Origin of the sequence: Serratia quinivorans (assembly GCF_946227985.1) — a bacterium.
Taxonomy (GTDB): Bacteria; Pseudomonadota; Gammaproteobacteria; order Enterobacterales; family Enterobacteriaceae; genus Serratia; species Serratia quinivorans_A.
This window is the reverse complement of record NZ_CAMKGL010000001.1, coordinates 148,622-163,866: the sequence shown is the minus strand read 5'-3', so window position 1 is coordinate 163,866 and position 15,245 is coordinate 148,622. Positions and strand designations below refer to the sequence as shown.

Below are 15,245 nucleotides of genomic sequence, written 5' to 3'. Positions count from 1 at the left end.
GTTTTCCTGCCCCGCTACAAATAAAAAGCGGCGATAACAAAATTCCCAATCGCCGCGCCTACATAGGCCATTTCAGCTACGAAAGGCACATTATTTTTAATGATTATATCGGCATGTATCGATTATGGGGCACAGCATACTGCGCCCCATAATCTTAACGTACGCCGTACGGCTTCACCTGACCGCTCAAACCACTGATCGAGTTCAACGCGGACAGCGAAGACTGCAGCTTCTGTTTTGAGGCATCCGGGCCGACGTAGATCCGGGTGATCTGACCCTGTACCGGCGTTGATGGCACGGTAAAGGCGCGGTAGCCGGACAGCCTGAGCGATGCCACCACCTCGTTCACCTTGGCAGCGTTCTTCAGCGCACCGAGCTGCACCACATAAGCCTGCCCTGCCGGCGCTTTCTCTTCCGCCGGTTTCTGCACGGGTGCAGGCTCAGGCTTGGGTACTGGCGTTGGCTCAGGTTTCACCACCGGCTTCGTCTCCACCGGTTTGGGTTGCGGTACCGGTTTTGGCTTCACTTCCACCGGTTTGGTTTCTACCGGTTTAGGCTTCACCTGCGGCTGCGGCGTCGGTTGTGGACGGGTTTCGACCGGCGGGTTCACCAACGTCGGCTGCTGCGTCGGCTGGCGGACAGCCTGCTGCGCTGCTGCCTCATTGGCCGCCTGCTGCTCTACCAGTGCGCCTGCCCCTTCCGGCGGCTGTGCCGGCAGCGGTTGGCTTACCGGCGGCACGACGTCGTTTTCTTCCACATCACCGGCCTTCGGCACCAATGGAATTGCGGCGAATTCGTCCTCATAATGTTTCTTTTTACCGTCCAGCAGCCCTGGCAGGATAATCACCCCCAGCGCGACCAAAATCACGGTACCGACCAATCGGTTTTGAAATTTACTTGCCACTCACACTCCCCACTCGTCTAACGCCGCCATAACCTGTGCAACGGTGTGGAACGATCCACAGACGATCACAATATCCTGAATATCTGCGTCCTGCATAGCCTGACGCCAGGCAGTTTCGACATCGGCAAACTGCCGCGGTTCCGTCAAATATTGCGCCAACAGTTCGACGCTGGCCCCGCGCGGTCCGTCCAGCGGCGCGCAATACCACTCATCGACCTGCTCACTCAGACAGGCCAGCGTACCGGCGATGTCTTTATCCGACAACATCCCCACCACCGCACGTACCTTGCCGCCATTGCGCGGTAAGGTCGCCAGACGCCCGGCCAGGTAACCTGCCGCGTGGGGGTTATGCGCCACGTCGAGGATTAGCATCGGATCGCGTCGCACAATCTGGAAACGTCCAGGCAATGTCGCCTGCTGCAAGCCGGTAAAGATTGCCCGCTCATCAATTTCCAACGCAGAAAAATGCAGCGCCGCCAGTGCCGTTGCCGCATTGGCTAACGGCACGTTGGGCATCGGCAAATCGGTCAGCAAGGTACCGCCGCCTTGCCACTGCCAGCGTTCGCCCTGCTCGCTGAAGCTCCAGGCATCGCCACGGCGATACAGTTGGGCACCCAGCGTTTCTGCTACCTGCCCAATGGTGGCCGGCATATCCGGTTCACCCACCACCGCCGGTCTGCCGCTGCGGAAGATCCCGGCCTTTTCACGGCCAATGCTTTCGCGATCGTTGCCCAGCCAGTCGGTATGATCCAACGCGATGCTGGTCACCACCGCCACGCTCGGATCGACGATATTGGTCGCATCCAGACGGCCGCCGAGTCCGACTTCCAGGATCACCACGTCAAGCTTAGCCTGTTTGAACAGTTGCAGCGCCGACAGGGTGCCGAATTCGAAGTAGGTCAGTGAAGTATCACCCCGGCCCGCTTCAATGGCGGCGAACGAGCGGCAGTGTTCGGCCTCGCTCAGTTCATCGCCCTGAATACGTACCCGCTCGGTATAACGCACCAGGTGCGGCGAGCTGTAGACGCCAACGCGCAAACCGGCCGCCATCAGGATGGTTTCTAGGGTGCGACAGGTGGTGCCTTTGCCATTGGTACCGGCTACGGTAAATACCGTCGGTGCAGGAGTGAGTAAATCAAGATGCGCCGCAACGCGCTGTACGCGTTCCAGGCCGAGTTCGATCGCCTGGCTGTGCAGACGTTCCAGATAGAAAAGCCACGAGCTCAATGGCGACGTGGCTTGGGGAATTTGGTGGTTTTGCATGAGTCCCGTCACTGAACTTGGGTTCATTAATCCATCAGGGCACCACCCTCACCGCGGTAAAGGCGATGCTCTCCGTTATCAGCCGTCATTTAGCCACAAAATGGCGGCTGAACCCCGCGCCGATGGATACCGGCGCGGGGAACTTATTGCTCTCAGGCGTCGGCCTGATTTTCCTGCTCGGACAACGGCGCGGCTTCATCGAAATGCGGCTGCGGCTGGTTGGTCAGCTTGGAAAGGATACTCGCCAGAGTCTGGCGCATTTCCGGACGGCGTACGATCATGTCGATCGCGCCTTTTTCAATCAGGAACTCACTGCGCTGGAAGCCCGGCGGCAGTTTTTCACGCACCGTCTGCTCGATAACGCGTGGGCCGGCAAAGCCGATCAGCGCTTTCGGCTCGGCGATATTGATATCACCCAGCATAGCCAGACTGGCGGAAACGCCACCCATGGTCGGGTCGGTCAGTACCGAAATGTACGGCAGACCGCGTTCCTGCAGTTTCGCCAGTGCGGCACTGGTTTTCGCCATCTGCATCAGCGACATCAGCGCTTCCTGCATACGGGCACCGCCACTGGCTGAGAAACACACCAGCGGACAGTTGTCTTCCAGCGCCTGCTCAACCGCACGCACAAAGCGCGCGCCGACCACGGACGACATGGAACCGCCGATAAAGGCGAATTCGAACGAAGCAGCGACAATCGGCATGCCGTACAGCGTGCCTTTCATTACTACCAGCGCGTCTTTTTCACCGGTCGCTTTCTGTGCGGCAACCAGGCGGTCTTTATACTTTTTGGAATCCTTGAACTTCAGAACGTCTTTCGGCTCCAGTTCGCTGCCCAGCTCCACTTCACTGCCTTCATCGAGCAGGGTATGCAGACGCATACGCGCAGTCATGCGCATGTGGTGGTCGCATTTCGGGCACACTTCCAGATTACGCTCCAGCTCGGCGCGGTAGAGAACCTGACCGCAGCTATCGCATTTAGTCCAGACCCCTTCAGGAATACTTGCCTTGCGGGTTTGGGTGATATTGCTCTTGTTAAGAATTCGTTCAATCCAGCTCATCGATGACCTTTCTGTTTGAACCTGGCAGACGCCAGTCCGCTGTTCATGCTTTAACAATCCCCCCGAGAACACCAATGAAAAAATGCCTGAGCAAAACGCGGCATGCGCGCGAGCAAGGCACAGGTTTCAAGGTTGTTAACAGGAACAGACCATAAATGTCGCTCATTAAACCATATCGGCCCGACTCTGTGGACAAAAAACTGGTCGAACCGACAGGTTAAGCGATGTTTTTACTGTTTTTGCTGGCGGGCAGCCGCACGCTTATGGCGCCAAATTTCAATGACACCCGGCAGAATTGAAACAATGATGATACCCACGATCAACAGTTTCAGGTTTTCCTGCACGATCGGCAGATCGCCGAAGAGGTAGCCAGCATAAGTGAAGAGCAGCACCCAAACCAGTGCACCAATCACGTTGTAGGCGGCAAAATGGCGATAGGACATATGCCCCATACCAGCAACGAACGGCGCAAATGTACGCACGATCGGCACAAATCGCGCCAGAATAATCGTTTTCCCACCGTGTTTTTCATAAAACTGGTGGGTTTTATCCAGGTAGCTGCGGCGGAAAATTTTCGAATTCGGATTACTGAACAGCTTTTCCCCGAACAGCCGGCCAATGGTGTAGTTCACCGCATCGCCCAGTATCGCCGCGCCTATCATCAACGCGACCATGGCATGTACATTCAGATCGTTGGTCGGCAATGCCGCCAGCGCACCGGCAACAAACAACAGAGAATCGCCCGGCAGGAAAGGTGTCACCACCAGCCCGGTTTCGCAAAACAGGATCAGGAACAAAATGGCGTACACCCACATACCGTATTGCGCTACCAGCTCGGCCAGATGCACGTCAATATGCAGAATAAAATCAATTACAAACTTGATGATGTCCATAGGTTCTCTCTTTTACCGGGTGTCTCACCCACCCGGCAGGTACACAAGGGAACAACGCGTCGGGCGCGCCGGCGTTTAATTGTCGGGTAAAAACAGCGGCCCCATTGGCGGCCGGGGTATGGCAAAGTGCTCAGGGTAATCAACGCTAACCAGGTATAACCCGTCGGCTCGCGCCGTCGCCGCAGCCAGATTACGATCCTTCAGCGCCAGTAATTCGGCCATCCAATTCTCATCCTGATTGCCGCAGCCAATTTCCATCAGGCTACCGACAATATTGCGAACCATATGATGTACAAAGGCATTCGCCTTGATATCTACCACAATATACTCACCGTAGCGCGTAACTTTAACGTGTTTTACGTTACGCCACGGCGTGCGCGACTGGCATTGCACGGCGCGGAACGAAGTAAAGTCGTTCTCGCCCAGCAGCGCCTGCGCCGCCCTTTCCATCCGTTCGGCATCCAGCGGGTGATAAAAATGGGTCATCCCCTGCTGCAATACCGCCGGGCGGTAGCGGTGATTATAAATAATGTAGCGGTAACGGCGCGCAGTCGCGCTGAAACGAGCATGAAAATCTTCACTCACGCCCGTCACCCAACGCACGGCGATATCCGGCGGCAGATGGGTGTTAACGCCCATCGTCCAGGCCGCGTCCTTGCGTTGCGCGGTGGTTTCGAAATGCACCACCTGACCGGTAGCATGCACCCCGGCGTCGGTACGTCCGGCGCACAAGACGCTGATCGGCGCATCCGCTACCTTGCTCAACGCCTGTTCCAGACAGGCCTGCACGCTGGCGACTTCCTGCTGACGCTGCCAGCCGTAATACTGGCTGCCGTCATATTCAATCCCCAGCGCGATTTTCAACGTCGGCTGGGTGGGCAAGGCAACTTCAGACATCAGTACATCTGCTCCTGCACCAGACGCTCTGCGGTTTCGATCGCCATCAGCGCGCCGCCGAAACGCACGTTGTCGGCCACCGACCAGAACTGCAGGATTTCCGGAATACCATAGTCATTACGCAAACAACCGACGCTCAACGCATCGCTGCCAGAGGCTTCCGTCACCTGGGTCGGGTAGTCGTCTTCTTCGCTCAGTTGGATATCATCCAGCTGTTCCAGCTCGCTGCGCGCTTCTTCTGCAGACATCGGGCGCAACGCTTCCAGGTGAACCACCTGGGCATGGCCGTAGAATACCGGCGACTGCACACAGCTCACGGAAATCGGCAGCCCTTCGTCCTGCAGCACTTTACGCACCTGATCGACAATCAAACGCTCTTCACGCACGCTGCCCTGTTCGTCGGCCAGCAACGGCAGCAGGTTGAACGCCAACTGCTTGGCGAAAACGCCCGCTTCAGCCGGAATGCCGTTCAGCAGGCGCGCACTTTGACCGGCCAGATCGTCGACCGCCACTTTGCCGCGTGCCGATACCGACATCAGGGTGGTGACGTGCAGACGGGAAAGCCCGGCCTGCTCAGTCAGCGGTTTGATCGCGGTCAGCAGTTGGCTGACCATGCTGTCGGCCACGGCAACGATATTGCGGTTACGGTAATCGGCCAGTACCTGTGGGTTCACCCCAGGAACCACCAACGGCACGTCCGGTTCCAGCGCAAACAGGCCGCTGGTGTCGATCACCAGGCACCCCATGTTGCCGGCTTCTTCCGCATAGCGGGCCGAAGCCTCGGTTCCGGCGACGAAGAACGCCAGTTGCGTCTGTGACCAGTCAAATTCTTCCGCGTTTTGCACCAGTACCGATTTGCCGTTGAAGCGCACCGTGGCACCGGCGCTGCGTTCACTTGCCAATGGATAGAGTTCGCCCACCGGGAACTGGCGTTCCTGTAATAATTCCAGCAACGCTTCACCTACCGCGCCAGTGGCGCCAAGCAGAGCGATATTCCAGCCGTCAGACATTGGGTTTCTCCAGAGTATTTATTCAAATGCAGATGGGCGGCTAATATACCCGTCGTCTTTCAAGCCGCAGCGTTGTTGGCTGCACTCGCTCCCCCCAGTTACTTACTTAAGTAAGCGCCTGGGGACTCACGAGTTGGCCGCCTGGCCGCAACTTGAAAGCCATAGGGTATTACCGCACCCTGATAACAAAATTAGTCGCTGTGGCTTAAGAAAGCCTTATGCCGTCAGGAAACCCAGCTTGTGCAGCAGCTCCGCACTGGCGCTGTCATCGCACTGGACGCGTAATGAAGACCATTCGCGGCGTTCCTGGTAATGCTTGCGCAGACGATCAAACTCGCCCGGTTGCCCGGCCACTTTGCGCAGCGGCGCATCATCGCGGCGCACATCATACACCAAGTGCATCAATCGTTTTAATTTGCCTTCATCCAGCGGCCCATTGAGTTGGATCTGGCTGAATTCGGGTACCGGCAGCAGCGAGGCCAGCTCGACCTGTTGTGGTTGGCCCAGGTGGCGGCTGAAGGCCTCAAACACCTGAGTGGTGCCACGTGCCTTGCCTTCCAGCGTGTAACCGGCAATATGCGCGGTGCCAATATCCACCCGCGCCAGCAACGGCAGCGAAAGCTCCGGTTCCGGCTCCCACACGTCCAGCACGGTACTCAGTTTTTTGCCTTTCTCCAGTGCCTGCAACAGGGCAGCATTATCCACCACCGCACCGCGACAGGCGTTGATCAGAATGCGATGGTCCGGCAATGCAGCCAGCAGTTCCGCGTCCACCAGATGCAGCGAGTTGTAAGGGCCGGATTTATTCAATGGCGTATGGAAAGTGAGCACGTCGGCTTCCGCCACCAGCTTTTCCAACGGCCAAAACTCACCGGCATCACCGCGTTCAGCGCGCGGCGGATCGCATAACAAGGTTCGGACACCCAAGGCTTTCAGGCGGGCATCCAGGCGTGAGCCTACGTTGCCAACACCGATAATACCGACGGTTTTATCCCGCAGTTGGAAACCATCGCGTTCGGCCAGCAGCATCAGTGCGGAGAACACATATTCCACTACCGCAATGGCGTTGCAACCCGGTGCGGCAGAAAAACCTATGCCCTGCTGCTGCAGCCAAACGTCGTCTACGTGGTCGGTACCGGCGGTCGCGGTGCCGACAAAACCAATGCGGGTACCGGCCAGCAAGGCTTCATTCACTTTAGTCACCGAACGCACCATCAGCGCATCGGCATCGGCCAGCGCATCACTCGGGATCGGGCGGCCAGGCACCGCCTGCACATTTCCCAAACGACTGAACAATTGAGTCGCGTACGGCATATTTTCATCAACCAGGATTTTCACTTATTGCTCCGACGGTTTACGGCTATTTATACCCAAAATAATTGGCGCTGCATCAAGGCGGTAAGAGCAGGGGTCCCCAGGAGCTTACTCAAGTAAGTGACTGGGGTGAGTGCTCGCAGCCAACACAGAGGCGGCGTCAAGTATGAAGAGTTATCTGGGAAATAGTGTGCCACTGAATCATGCCCGGCGAAAGCGCTCGGGGGTGGTCCCGGCGATTTGCTGAAACATGACAATAAACGCCGAGGCCGAGCTGTACCCTACCTCCAGCGCCACCTCCTGCACGGTTTTGCCCTGTTCCAGCAGGGACACGGCATGCAGGAAACGCAAACGCTGGCGCCATTCGCTAAATGACATGCCCAGATCCTGCTGGCAACGGCGCGACAGCGTACGTTCGGTGGTATAGACCCGGGCAGCCCAGGCGGCGAGCGACGTATTGTCCGAAGGACAATGTTCCAGCGCCTCCAACACCGGTGCCAGGAATTTGTCTTCGGATGACGGCAGGTAGGTTTGTTGAACCGGCGACAGAAGCAGTTGGTCGATCAGCGCCCGGCACAGGCGCAAGTCCTGTTTGCTCTGCGGGATATATTGTTTGCGTGCATAAAAATCTTCGGCAATGGCGCGGAAAATGGGCGTCACGCTGACCAGACAGGGATCGGCCGGCATCCCGGCACACAGCGGCAACGCAATATCGACCATGCGGCACTGCGCCAGACGCTGGTTATAACAAGAGTGTTCAATTTCCGCCGGCGCCCACAGCACAAACTCAGGCGGTGCCAGAAAACGTTGACCGCCGATGCGCAGCACCATAACTCCGGCCTTGACCCACATCAATTGCCCCCAGCTGTGCCGGTGCGGCTGGAACTCCGTGCGGGCGTTGAACTCCTCACAGCGGAACTGCACCGGTCGTGGCGCCGGGATCAGTGCCTCGGGGTAATGACGGATTTCTGGCATGGTTTCGTCCCGTGACTTGTCTTGTTTAGGGTAAATTTTGTCTGAATATCACTATATATAATAAACCGGACACAGGTAAACTAGCCAGCATGTCCGTTGTTAATGAGAATAATTATCATGAATATGCTGTTCCCTCTGCTGGCAGTGTTGATTTGGTCAATCAATGCCGTGGTCAGCAAGCTCTCCGCTACCGCCATCGATCCGGCCGCCATCTCCTTCTATCGCTGGTTACTGGCACTGATCACGCTGACGCCTTTCGTGCTGCCCGGCGTGATCCGTCACTGGGCGGCGATTCGCGCCAACTGGTGGAAATTAATGGTTCTCGGCATGCTGGGTATGGTGTTGTATCAGAGTCTGGCTTATTACGCGGCGCACAGCGTCAGCGCGCTGTTTATGGGCATTATTGTTTCCCTGATCCCGTTACTGACTATTCTGATCAGCATAGTGCTGTTGCGAGTGGCCCCTACGGTGGGTATCGCGATCGGCAGCCTGCTATCGCTGGCCGGTTTGATCTGGCTGGTGAGCGCCGGTAATCCAGGTGAGTTATTGCAACATGGCATCGGCAAAGGCGAGTTGATGATGTTTGCCGCCACCGCCGCCTATGCGCTGTACGGTGTACTGACCAAGCGCTGGGCGATTGCGTTGCCCAACTGGCAGTCCCTGTATGTGCAGATCCTGTTCGGCGTGGTGTTGCTGCTGCCTAACTTCCTGATGGCGCAGGACGTTGCCTTGACCCGCCAAAATATTCCGCTGGTGCTGTTCGCCGGTATCCCGGCCTCGATCGTCGCACCATATCTGTGGATCCACGGCGTGATGCGTCTGGGTGCCAATACCGCATCGATCTTTATGAATCTGGCTCCGGTATTTACCGCCATCATTGCGGTGGTGTTCCTGCATGAACATCTGCACAGCTACCACTTGATCGGCGGCGGCATTACCTTGTTGGGTGTGATCCTGTCGCAGCGTCTGCGCACGCCGCTGGGCCGTAAGGCCAAGCAAACCGCAGAGTGTGAAAGCTAAGGCAACAGTTGAAAACGCACCCGCACCAACAGGCCTCCCAGGGTGGCCGAGGTCAGCAGTTCCGGGCGGGTGCCGTGATAACGGGTGATGTCGCTGACCAGCGCCAGCCCCAAACCGGCACCGGGCTGATTGCCCACGTTATCCAGCCGATGAAACGGCTGCAGCGCCTGTGCCGTATCCTGTTCGGCAATGCCCGGGCCGCTGTCTTCAATTTCCAGCACGCATTCCCCAGCCACCTTATCCATGCTTAACCGCGCCGTGACCGTGCCCTGATTCGGGGTGTATTTCAGCGCATTATCCAGCAGATTGGCGCACAGTTCGGTCAGCAGCAACGCCTCGCCGCCGACCCAACAGACGGATTCCCCCTCATACCCCAGATCGATGCGTTTGCTGCGTGCCTGCGGCAGCCGTGAAAAACAGGCATCGCGCAGCACCTGCGCCAGATTGACCGGCTGCAGTTTGCGATCGGCATGGTGCTCATGGGCTTTAAGCCTGGAAAGGTAGAGCAGGCGATCGGTCAGTGCCACGGTATTATCCAGCGTGGTGCTCATCGCTAGCAGGCTTTCCCGCCACTGCTGCGGTTGATCGCTGGCCAGTGCTACCCCCACCTGAGTTTTCAGTACGGTTAACGGCGTACGTAACTGGTGTGAAGCGTCGGCGCTGAAACGTTCCTGACGCGCCACCATCAGCCGCAGTCGTTCAATATAACGGTTGAATGCCAGCAATAGCGGCTGCATTTCCGACCAGGGCAATACCATCGGCAGCGGCGTCAGTTCACCCGGATCGCGCCGCAGCATAATGCCGGAAAGTTTGCGCATCGGTTTCAGCACCCGCTTGAGTAGCGCGAAGGCCAGGATCATGGTCAAAACCACCACCGTTCCCTGGCTGAGCAAGGCGGAAAGCATCATTTGCCGCGCCAGATAGCGGCGCGATTCCAGCGTCTCCGCGACCAGAATGGTCGCCATGCCCATCACGCCAGATTCGTTAATCGGCTGGTACAACGCGGCCACGCGAATCGGTCGACCGCGATATTGGGCATCATAAAAATGTACCAACGCCGGATACAGACTGGAACGCAGGATATGGGGCGGCATCGGCGGCAGGTCGTTATAGCCTGAAATACTGTCGCCCTGCGGGGAGATCACTTCGTAATAAAGCTGATCGTTCATGTTGCGCTCGAAGCTGTCGAGCACTATATAGGGCACGTCCGCCTCCAGCCGGCCATTGCGCACCACCAGCCGTTCCGCCACGGTACGTGCCGACGCCAGCAGCGTGCGATCATAGGCCAGCGTGGCGGCATTCATCGCACTGAAATAGTGGGTATATATCGAGATGCTGCCCAGCACCAACAAGGGTAAGCCAAAGAACAACAACAGTTGATAAAACAGTGAGCGTGGCGCGTTAAACCACCTCATTGCAAAGCTCCAGGCTGTAGCCCAGACCACGCAGGGTGATGATCGCCACATTACTGCCCTGCAGTTTTTTCCGCAGCCGATGAACGTACAGTTCGATGCTTTCCGGGTTGGCTTCATCGGACAGGGTAAATACCTGTTCAAACAGCTGTTGTTTGGCAACCGGGCGGCCACGCCGGTGGATCAAAGCGGTCAGCACCGCCAATTCTCGGGGCGTCAACTGCAGCGGTTTGTCGTCGAGTTGGAAATAGCCTTCATCGTGATAGGTCAGCGCACCATACTGCAACGCCTGCTGGGTGACGCCGACGCTGCGGCGCAGCAACGCCCGAATGCGCGCTTCCAATTCATCGAGTTCAAACGGTTTGGTCAGGTAATCGTCGGCCCCCAGATTCAGCCCTTTGACGCGATCGGCAACGTCGGTTCTGGCCGTCAGCAACAGCACCGGCAAATCCTGCCCGCGTTTACGAAGCCGGGCCAGCAGTTCCAGGCCATTAAGCCGCGGCAGCGCTACATCCAACACCACCAGCGCATAGGTCTCGTTTAACAGCAGGTGGTCAGCCGCCAGCCCGTCAGGCGTAACGTCAACGGCAAAACCGACGCCGGTCAGCGCCTTTTGCAGCCAGTGGGATAGCTCGGGATGGTCTTCAACCAATAACAGACGCATGTTTCCATTCCATTGATTTATCTATGCCTGCAGACCGAATACTGCGTGATGGTGCCCAGATCCGGCCCGTTGTTAATTAACATTTTGATAACCGAAGGATGGCACGGAAGACGGGGGTATAGAAGTGTTATACCGGGCCAGTTTTGGGAGCTGGGGCACAATTGTGACACTGAATAAACTCTGGCCCGTCGGCGCAGCCGTCTATTCAGCGGGCAGGCTATTACTTTTCTCTGTCGGCCAGGGCGATATCCAACACCGGCTGCAATTTGGCTGGCGTGAATGGAGGAGAAACCAATACCGAGCGATTATTGGCAGCAAAAATAATATCAATGCCGGTAATACAGGCCGTCATAGGGCAAACGTATTTATCGCCTTTGGGATCGGCGAAATGCAGTTCAAAAACGCCGATGTCCGGGCGCAGGCGTTTCAGCCGGCACTCACCTTCCTCCCCGGAAAGGTCGGCATATGCCGACGGCAACATTTTGATAGCTTTGACTTTCTCGCTGTCCCTGCCACCAAATAACTTCCCTAATGAAAACATAAACCTGCACCTGCACTAATTTTAATTTTCGCCATTTTATCTCAAGGCTGAGACGGCAAAACTGACATTACGCAAGCTTTAAGCAAGGTTTATGGGCTGTTATTACCTCACCGCATGTGTTAGCGCAGCGGTCAATTGGGCCAGCTATCGTGGTGCTATTGGCACTAACAGGAGATGCGTATCACATCCCGGAAACTTTTCCGCCGGTTGAAAGGTAAATGAAAGGTTGTTGATTTAACAATCCAGCAACCCGTATCGGCGGGGATCCGCACCGACTGAAAAATACCTTGGGGAAAGCAATGAAAAAAATAATCACCCGCACTCTGACCGCTACCGCCCTGCTGCTGGCAGCCAATCAGGCCTTTGCCGTGGAAGCACCAAAACGCACCGAATGTATCGCCCCTGCCAAGCCCGGCGGTGGGTTTGATCTGACCTGCAAGCTGATTCAGGTCTCGCTGCAGGAAACCAAAGCCATCGATAAACCGATGCGCGTTACCTACATGCCCGGCGGCGTTGGCGCCGTTGCCTACAACGCCATCGTTGCCCAACGTCCGGCAGAGTTCGGCACGGTAGTCGCCTTCTCCGGCGGCTCGTTGCTGAACCTGTCACAAGGGAAATTCGGCCGCTATAACGTGGACGACGTGAAATGGCTGGCCGCCGTCGGTACCGACTATGGCATGATTGCCGTCCGCGCCGACTCGCCATACAAAACCCTGAAAGACCTGATGGACGCCTTCAAGAAAGATCCAAACAGCGTGGTATTCGGTGCCGGTGCCTCTATCGGCAGCCAGGACTGGATGAAAACCGCCCTGCTGGCCCGTGAAGTCGGGGTAGACCCTCACAAAATGCGTTACGTAGCCTTCGAAGGCGGTGGCGAGCCGGTTACTGCGCTGCTCGGCAACCACATTCAGGCGGTTTCCGGCGATCTGAGCGAAATGGTGCCTTACCTGCAGGGCGACAAAATCCGCGTGCTGGCGGTATATGCAGATCAACGTCTGCCGGGCCAGCTGGCCAATGTGCCGACCGCCAAAGAGCAAGGCTTCAATCTGGTATGGCCGATTATCCGCGGTTTCTACGTTGGGCCAAAGGTCAGCGAAGAGGAGTACCAGTGGTGGCTCGACACCTTCAAGAAAATGATGGCAACCGACGAGTTCAAAAAACAGCGCGATCTGCGTGGTCTGTTTGAATTTAACCTGAGCGGCAAGGAACTGGATGCCTACGTGAAAAACCAGGTCAATCAGTACCGCGAACAGGCCAAAGTTTTCGGCCTGGCCAAGTAACCGGGGGCTACCATGAGCGATCGCATTTTCGCCGGTTTTTGGCTGCTGCTGTGCATTGGCGGCCTGTTTATCGGCTGGGGTATTCAGAGCGAATACAGCTACGAACCGCTGGGACCCCGTCCCTTCCCGCTGGCGATTCTCAGCCTGATGGCGCTGTGCGCAGCGTTGTTGCTGCTGAACAAGCCTCAGGTGGTTGAATGGCCGCATAACAAGGTAATGCAGCGCCTGCTGGTGCTGGTGATTACGCTGGTGCTGTACGCCTGGGGCTTCGAGTGGCTGGGTTTTCCGCTGGCAACGACATTACTGACCTTCAGCATTGGCCTGCTGTTCCATGCCAGCCTGAAAGCGGCATTGGTGTCCGGCGTAGTGATGGGTGTAGCGCTGTATTACGCCTTTGACCGCTTACTTGATGTGACATTGCCACTCGGCGTTTGGCTGAGCTAACGGGGGCGAAGATGGAAACCTGGATGTATTTGTCTCAAGGGTTTGAGGTGGCGTTAGTGCCACAAAACCTGATTATCGCTCTGATCGGCTGCTTCGTTGGCACCATTGTCGGCCTGCTGCCGGGGTTGGGGCCGATCAACGGCGTGGCTATTTTGCTGCCACTGGCGTTCGCCCTCAAACTGCCGGCCGAGTCCGCGCTGATCCTGCTGGCGACGGTGTATATCGGCTGCGAGTACGGCGGTCGTATCTCCTCAATCCTGCTCAACGTGCCGGGTGACGCGGCGGCGATCATGACGGCACTGGACGGCTATCCGATGGCACAGCAGGGGCGCGCCGGTGTGGCGCTGTCAATCTCGGCGGTCAGCTCGTTTACCGGCTCGATGATCGCTATCGGTGGCATTATCCTGTTCGCCCCACTGCTGGCACGCTGGTCACTGGCGTTCGGCCCGGCGGAATATTTTGCCCTGATGGTGTTCGCCATCGCCTGTCTGGGCAGCATGATGAGCCAGAACCCGCTGAAGTCGCTGCTGGCGGCGCTGATTGGCCTGGGGCTGGCGACGGTCGGGGTCGATGCCAACACCGGCGTTTATCGCTTCACCTTCGACAGCGTTCATCTCTCCGACGGCGTACAGTTTATCGTGGTGGTGATCGGCCTGTTCTCGGTCAGTGAAATCCTGTTGATGCTGGAAAGCACCAGCGGCGGACAAAAACTGGTGCGCAAAACCGGCCGCCTGCTGTTCAACCGCAAGGAAGCCGCCCAGTGCGTTGGCCCAACGCTGCGTTCCTCGGTGGTGGGTTTCTTCGTCGGCATTTTGCCAGGCGCGGGTGCCACCATCGCCAGTGCGCTGACCTATATGACCGAAAAGAAAATCAGCGGCAACAGCGACACCTTCGGTAAAGGTGATATCCGTGGCGTGGCGGCTCCAGAGGCGGCCAATAACGCATCGGCCTGTGGTTCGTTCATTCCGATGCTGACGCTGGGGGTTCCGGGTTCCGGTACCACGGCGGTGATGATGGGCGCACTGACGCTGTACAACATCACACCCGGCCCGGCGATGTTCACCGAGCAGCCGGATATTGTCTGGGGGCTGATCGCCGCACTGCTGATTGCCAACGTCATTCTGTTGATCATGAACCTGCCGCTGGTTGGCCTGTTCACCCGCATGCTGACCATTCCCCTGTGGTTCCTGGTACCGGCCATTGCCGCAGTGTCGGCGGTCGGTGTGTATGCGGTGCACAGCACCACCTTTGACCTGCTGTTGATGGTCGGACTGGGGGTGTTTGGCTATATCCTGAGGAAAATGCACTTCCCAATGTCGCCGCTAATCCTGGGCTTCGTATTGGGAGAGATGCTGGAGCAGAACCTGCGCCGCGCACTGTCGATCAGCAACGGGGAGTTTGGCATTCTGTGGAGCAGCAGCATCGCGCAAACCTTGCTGGTGTTGGCGGTGGCCGTTCTGGTACTGCCGCTGGTGTTGCGCATAGTGCGCAAACGCCGCCAAACGGCGGAAGCGGCCAAGGCCGAGTAAGTCAAAGGGCGGGATCACTCTGCACATCAAACGACCTA

15 protein-coding genes are annotated in these 15,245 nt (G+C 57.3%); 4 read left to right on the top strand and 11 right to left on the bottom strand.

The window, feature by feature from the left end:
* Positions 1-154: 154 nt before the first annotated feature.
* The 8 genes from dedD to OCH02_RS00760 form a co-directional block, all read right to left on the bottom strand.
* Positions 155-904 (bottom strand): cell division protein DedD, encoded by a 750-nt coding sequence (gene dedD, locus OCH02_RS00795; protein ID WP_261429277.1) that lies wholly within the window; start codon positions 902-904, stop codon positions 155-157.
* Entirely contained in the window at positions 905-2,167 is a 1,263-nt protein-coding gene (folC, locus tag OCH02_RS00790) for a bifunctional tetrahydrofolate synthase/dihydrofolate synthase (protein WP_261429276.1), read from the bottom strand.
* Positions 2,168-2,319: 152 nt separating this feature from the next.
* Complete coding sequence (gene accD, locus OCH02_RS00785; RefSeq protein WP_135317370.1) at positions 2,320-3,228, bottom strand: acetyl-CoA carboxylase, carboxyltransferase subunit beta; 909 nt, start codon at positions 3,226-3,228, stop codon at positions 2,320-2,322.
* A 230-nt stretch (positions 3,229-3,458) separates the two neighbouring features.
* Positions 3,459-4,121 (bottom strand): DedA family protein, encoded by a 663-nt coding sequence (locus OCH02_RS00780; RefSeq protein WP_261091442.1) that lies wholly within the window; start codon positions 4,119-4,121, stop codon positions 3,459-3,461.
* 75 nt (positions 4,122-4,196) lie between these two features.
* Complete coding sequence (truA, locus tag OCH02_RS00775) at positions 4,197-5,018, bottom strand: tRNA pseudouridine(38-40) synthase TruA (RefSeq protein WP_261429275.1); 822 nt, start codon at positions 5,016-5,018, stop codon at positions 4,197-4,199.
* Positions 5,018-6,028 carry an aspartate-semialdehyde dehydrogenase gene (locus OCH02_RS00770; RefSeq protein ID WP_261429273.1) on the bottom strand — a complete coding sequence of 337 codons (1,011 nt, stop codon included), beginning with the start codon at positions 6,026-6,028 and terminating at the stop codon, positions 5,018-5,020. Before OCH02_RS00770 ends, truA begins: the two co-directional genes overlap by 1 nt.
* Before the next feature lie 216 nt (positions 6,029-6,244).
* Positions 6,245-7,366 (bottom strand): 4-phosphoerythronate dehydrogenase PdxB, encoded by a 1,122-nt coding sequence (gene pdxB, locus OCH02_RS00765; RefSeq protein ID WP_261429271.1) that lies wholly within the window; start codon positions 7,364-7,366, stop codon positions 6,245-6,247.
* 177 nt (positions 7,367-7,543) lie between these two features.
* Complete coding sequence (locus OCH02_RS00760; RefSeq protein WP_261429270.1) at positions 7,544-8,317, bottom strand: AraC family transcriptional regulator; 774 nt, start codon at positions 8,315-8,317, stop codon at positions 7,544-7,546.
* A 117-nt stretch (positions 8,318-8,434) separates the two neighbouring features.
* Between OCH02_RS00760 and OCH02_RS00755 the strand changes: the two genes are divergently transcribed.
* The gene (locus tag OCH02_RS00755; RefSeq protein ID WP_261429268.1) at positions 8,435-9,337 is read left to right on the top strand and encodes a DMT family transporter; all 903 of its coding nucleotides are present in this window, start codon (positions 8,435-8,437) and stop codon (positions 9,335-9,337) included.
* Here the strand turns inward: OCH02_RS00755 and OCH02_RS00750 are convergent.
* The 3 genes from OCH02_RS00750 to OCH02_RS00740 form a co-directional block, all read right to left on the bottom strand.
* On the bottom strand, positions 9,334-10,752 hold the full coding sequence (locus OCH02_RS00750) for a sensor histidine kinase (RefSeq protein ID WP_261429267.1): 1,419 nt from the start codon (positions 10,750-10,752) through the stop codon (positions 9,334-9,336). The two genes, OCH02_RS00755 and OCH02_RS00750, sit on opposite strands and share 4 nt — an antisense overlap.
* Positions 10,739-11,413, bottom strand: a complete 675-nt coding sequence (tctD, locus tag OCH02_RS00745; RefSeq protein WP_261429266.1) for a transcriptional regulator TctD — start codon at positions 11,411-11,413, stop codon at positions 10,739-10,741. Before tctD ends, OCH02_RS00750 begins: the two co-directional genes overlap by 14 nt.
* A gap of 220 nt (positions 11,414-11,633) precedes the next feature.
* Positions 11,634-11,954, bottom strand: coding sequence for a hypothetical protein (locus tag OCH02_RS00740; RefSeq protein WP_261429265.1), 321 nt, complete (start codon positions 11,952-11,954; stop codon positions 11,634-11,636).
* A gap of 299 nt (positions 11,955-12,253) precedes the next feature.
* Here OCH02_RS00740 and OCH02_RS00735 point away from each other — a divergent pair, with 299 nt between their 5' ends.
* The 3 genes from OCH02_RS00735 to OCH02_RS00725 are packed head-to-tail and all read left to right on the top strand — an operon-like array spanning position 12,254 to position 15,207.
* A complete protein-coding gene (locus tag OCH02_RS00735; protein WP_261429264.1) occupies positions 12,254-13,234 on the top strand; it encodes a Bug family tripartite tricarboxylate transporter substrate binding protein in 981 nt (326 codons plus the stop codon).
* A gap of 12 nt (positions 13,235-13,246) precedes the next feature.
* The gene (locus OCH02_RS00730; protein ID WP_135317380.1) at positions 13,247-13,678 is read left to right on the top strand and encodes a tripartite tricarboxylate transporter TctB family protein; all 432 of its coding nucleotides are present in this window, start codon (positions 13,247-13,249) and stop codon (positions 13,676-13,678) included.
* A gap of 11 nt (positions 13,679-13,689) precedes the next feature.
* Positions 13,690-15,207: a tripartite tricarboxylate transporter permease gene (locus OCH02_RS00725; protein WP_261429262.1), complete on the top strand. Its 1,518-nt coding sequence runs from the start codon at positions 13,690-13,692 to the stop codon at positions 15,205-15,207.
* Positions 15,208-15,245 lie beyond the last annotated feature (38 nt).

Coding starts and splice junctions, on each gene's coding strand:
- OCH02_RS00740 (WP_261429265.1), bottom strand. CDS start 11,954: ATGTTTTCATTAGGGAAGTTATTTGGTGGCAGGGACAGCGAGAAAGTC.
- OCH02_RS00770 (WP_261429273.1), bottom strand. CDS start 6,028: ATGTCTGACGGCTGGAATATCGCTCTGCTTGGCGCCACTGGCGCGGTA.
- OCH02_RS00750 (WP_261429267.1), bottom strand. CDS start 10,752: ATGAGGTGGTTTAACGCGCCACGCTCACTGTTTTATCAACTGTTGTTG.
- OCH02_RS00780 (WP_261091442.1), bottom strand. CDS start 4,121: ATGGACATCATCAAGTTTGTAATTGATTTTATTCTGCATATTGACGTG.
- OCH02_RS00730 (WP_135317380.1), top strand. CDS start 13,247: ATGAGCGATCGCATTTTCGCCGGTTTTTGGCTGCTGCTGTGCATTGGC.
- OCH02_RS00755 (WP_261429268.1), top strand. CDS start 8,435: ATGAATATGCTGTTCCCTCTGCTGGCAGTGTTGATTTGGTCAATCAAT.
- OCH02_RS00760 (WP_261429270.1), bottom strand. CDS start 8,317: ATGCCAGAAATCCGTCATTACCCCGAGGCACTGATCCCGGCGCCACGA.
- OCH02_RS00735 (WP_261429264.1), top strand. CDS start 12,254: ATGAAAAAAATAATCACCCGCACTCTGACCGCTACCGCCCTGCTGCTG.
- tctD (WP_261429266.1), bottom strand. CDS start 11,413: ATGCGTCTGTTATTGGTTGAAGACCATCCCGAGCTATCCCACTGGCTG.
- OCH02_RS00725 (WP_261429262.1), top strand. CDS start 13,690: ATGGAAACCTGGATGTATTTGTCTCAAGGGTTTGAGGTGGCGTTAGTG.
- truA (WP_261429275.1), bottom strand. CDS start 5,018: ATGTCTGAAGTTGCCTTGCCCACCCAGCCGACGTTGAAAATCGCGCTG.
- accD (WP_135317370.1), bottom strand. CDS start 3,228: ATGAGCTGGATTGAACGAATTCTTAACAAGAGCAATATCACCCAAACC.
- folC (WP_261429276.1), bottom strand. CDS start 2,167: ATGCAAAACCACCAAATTCCCCAAGCCACGTCGCCATTGAGCTCGTGG.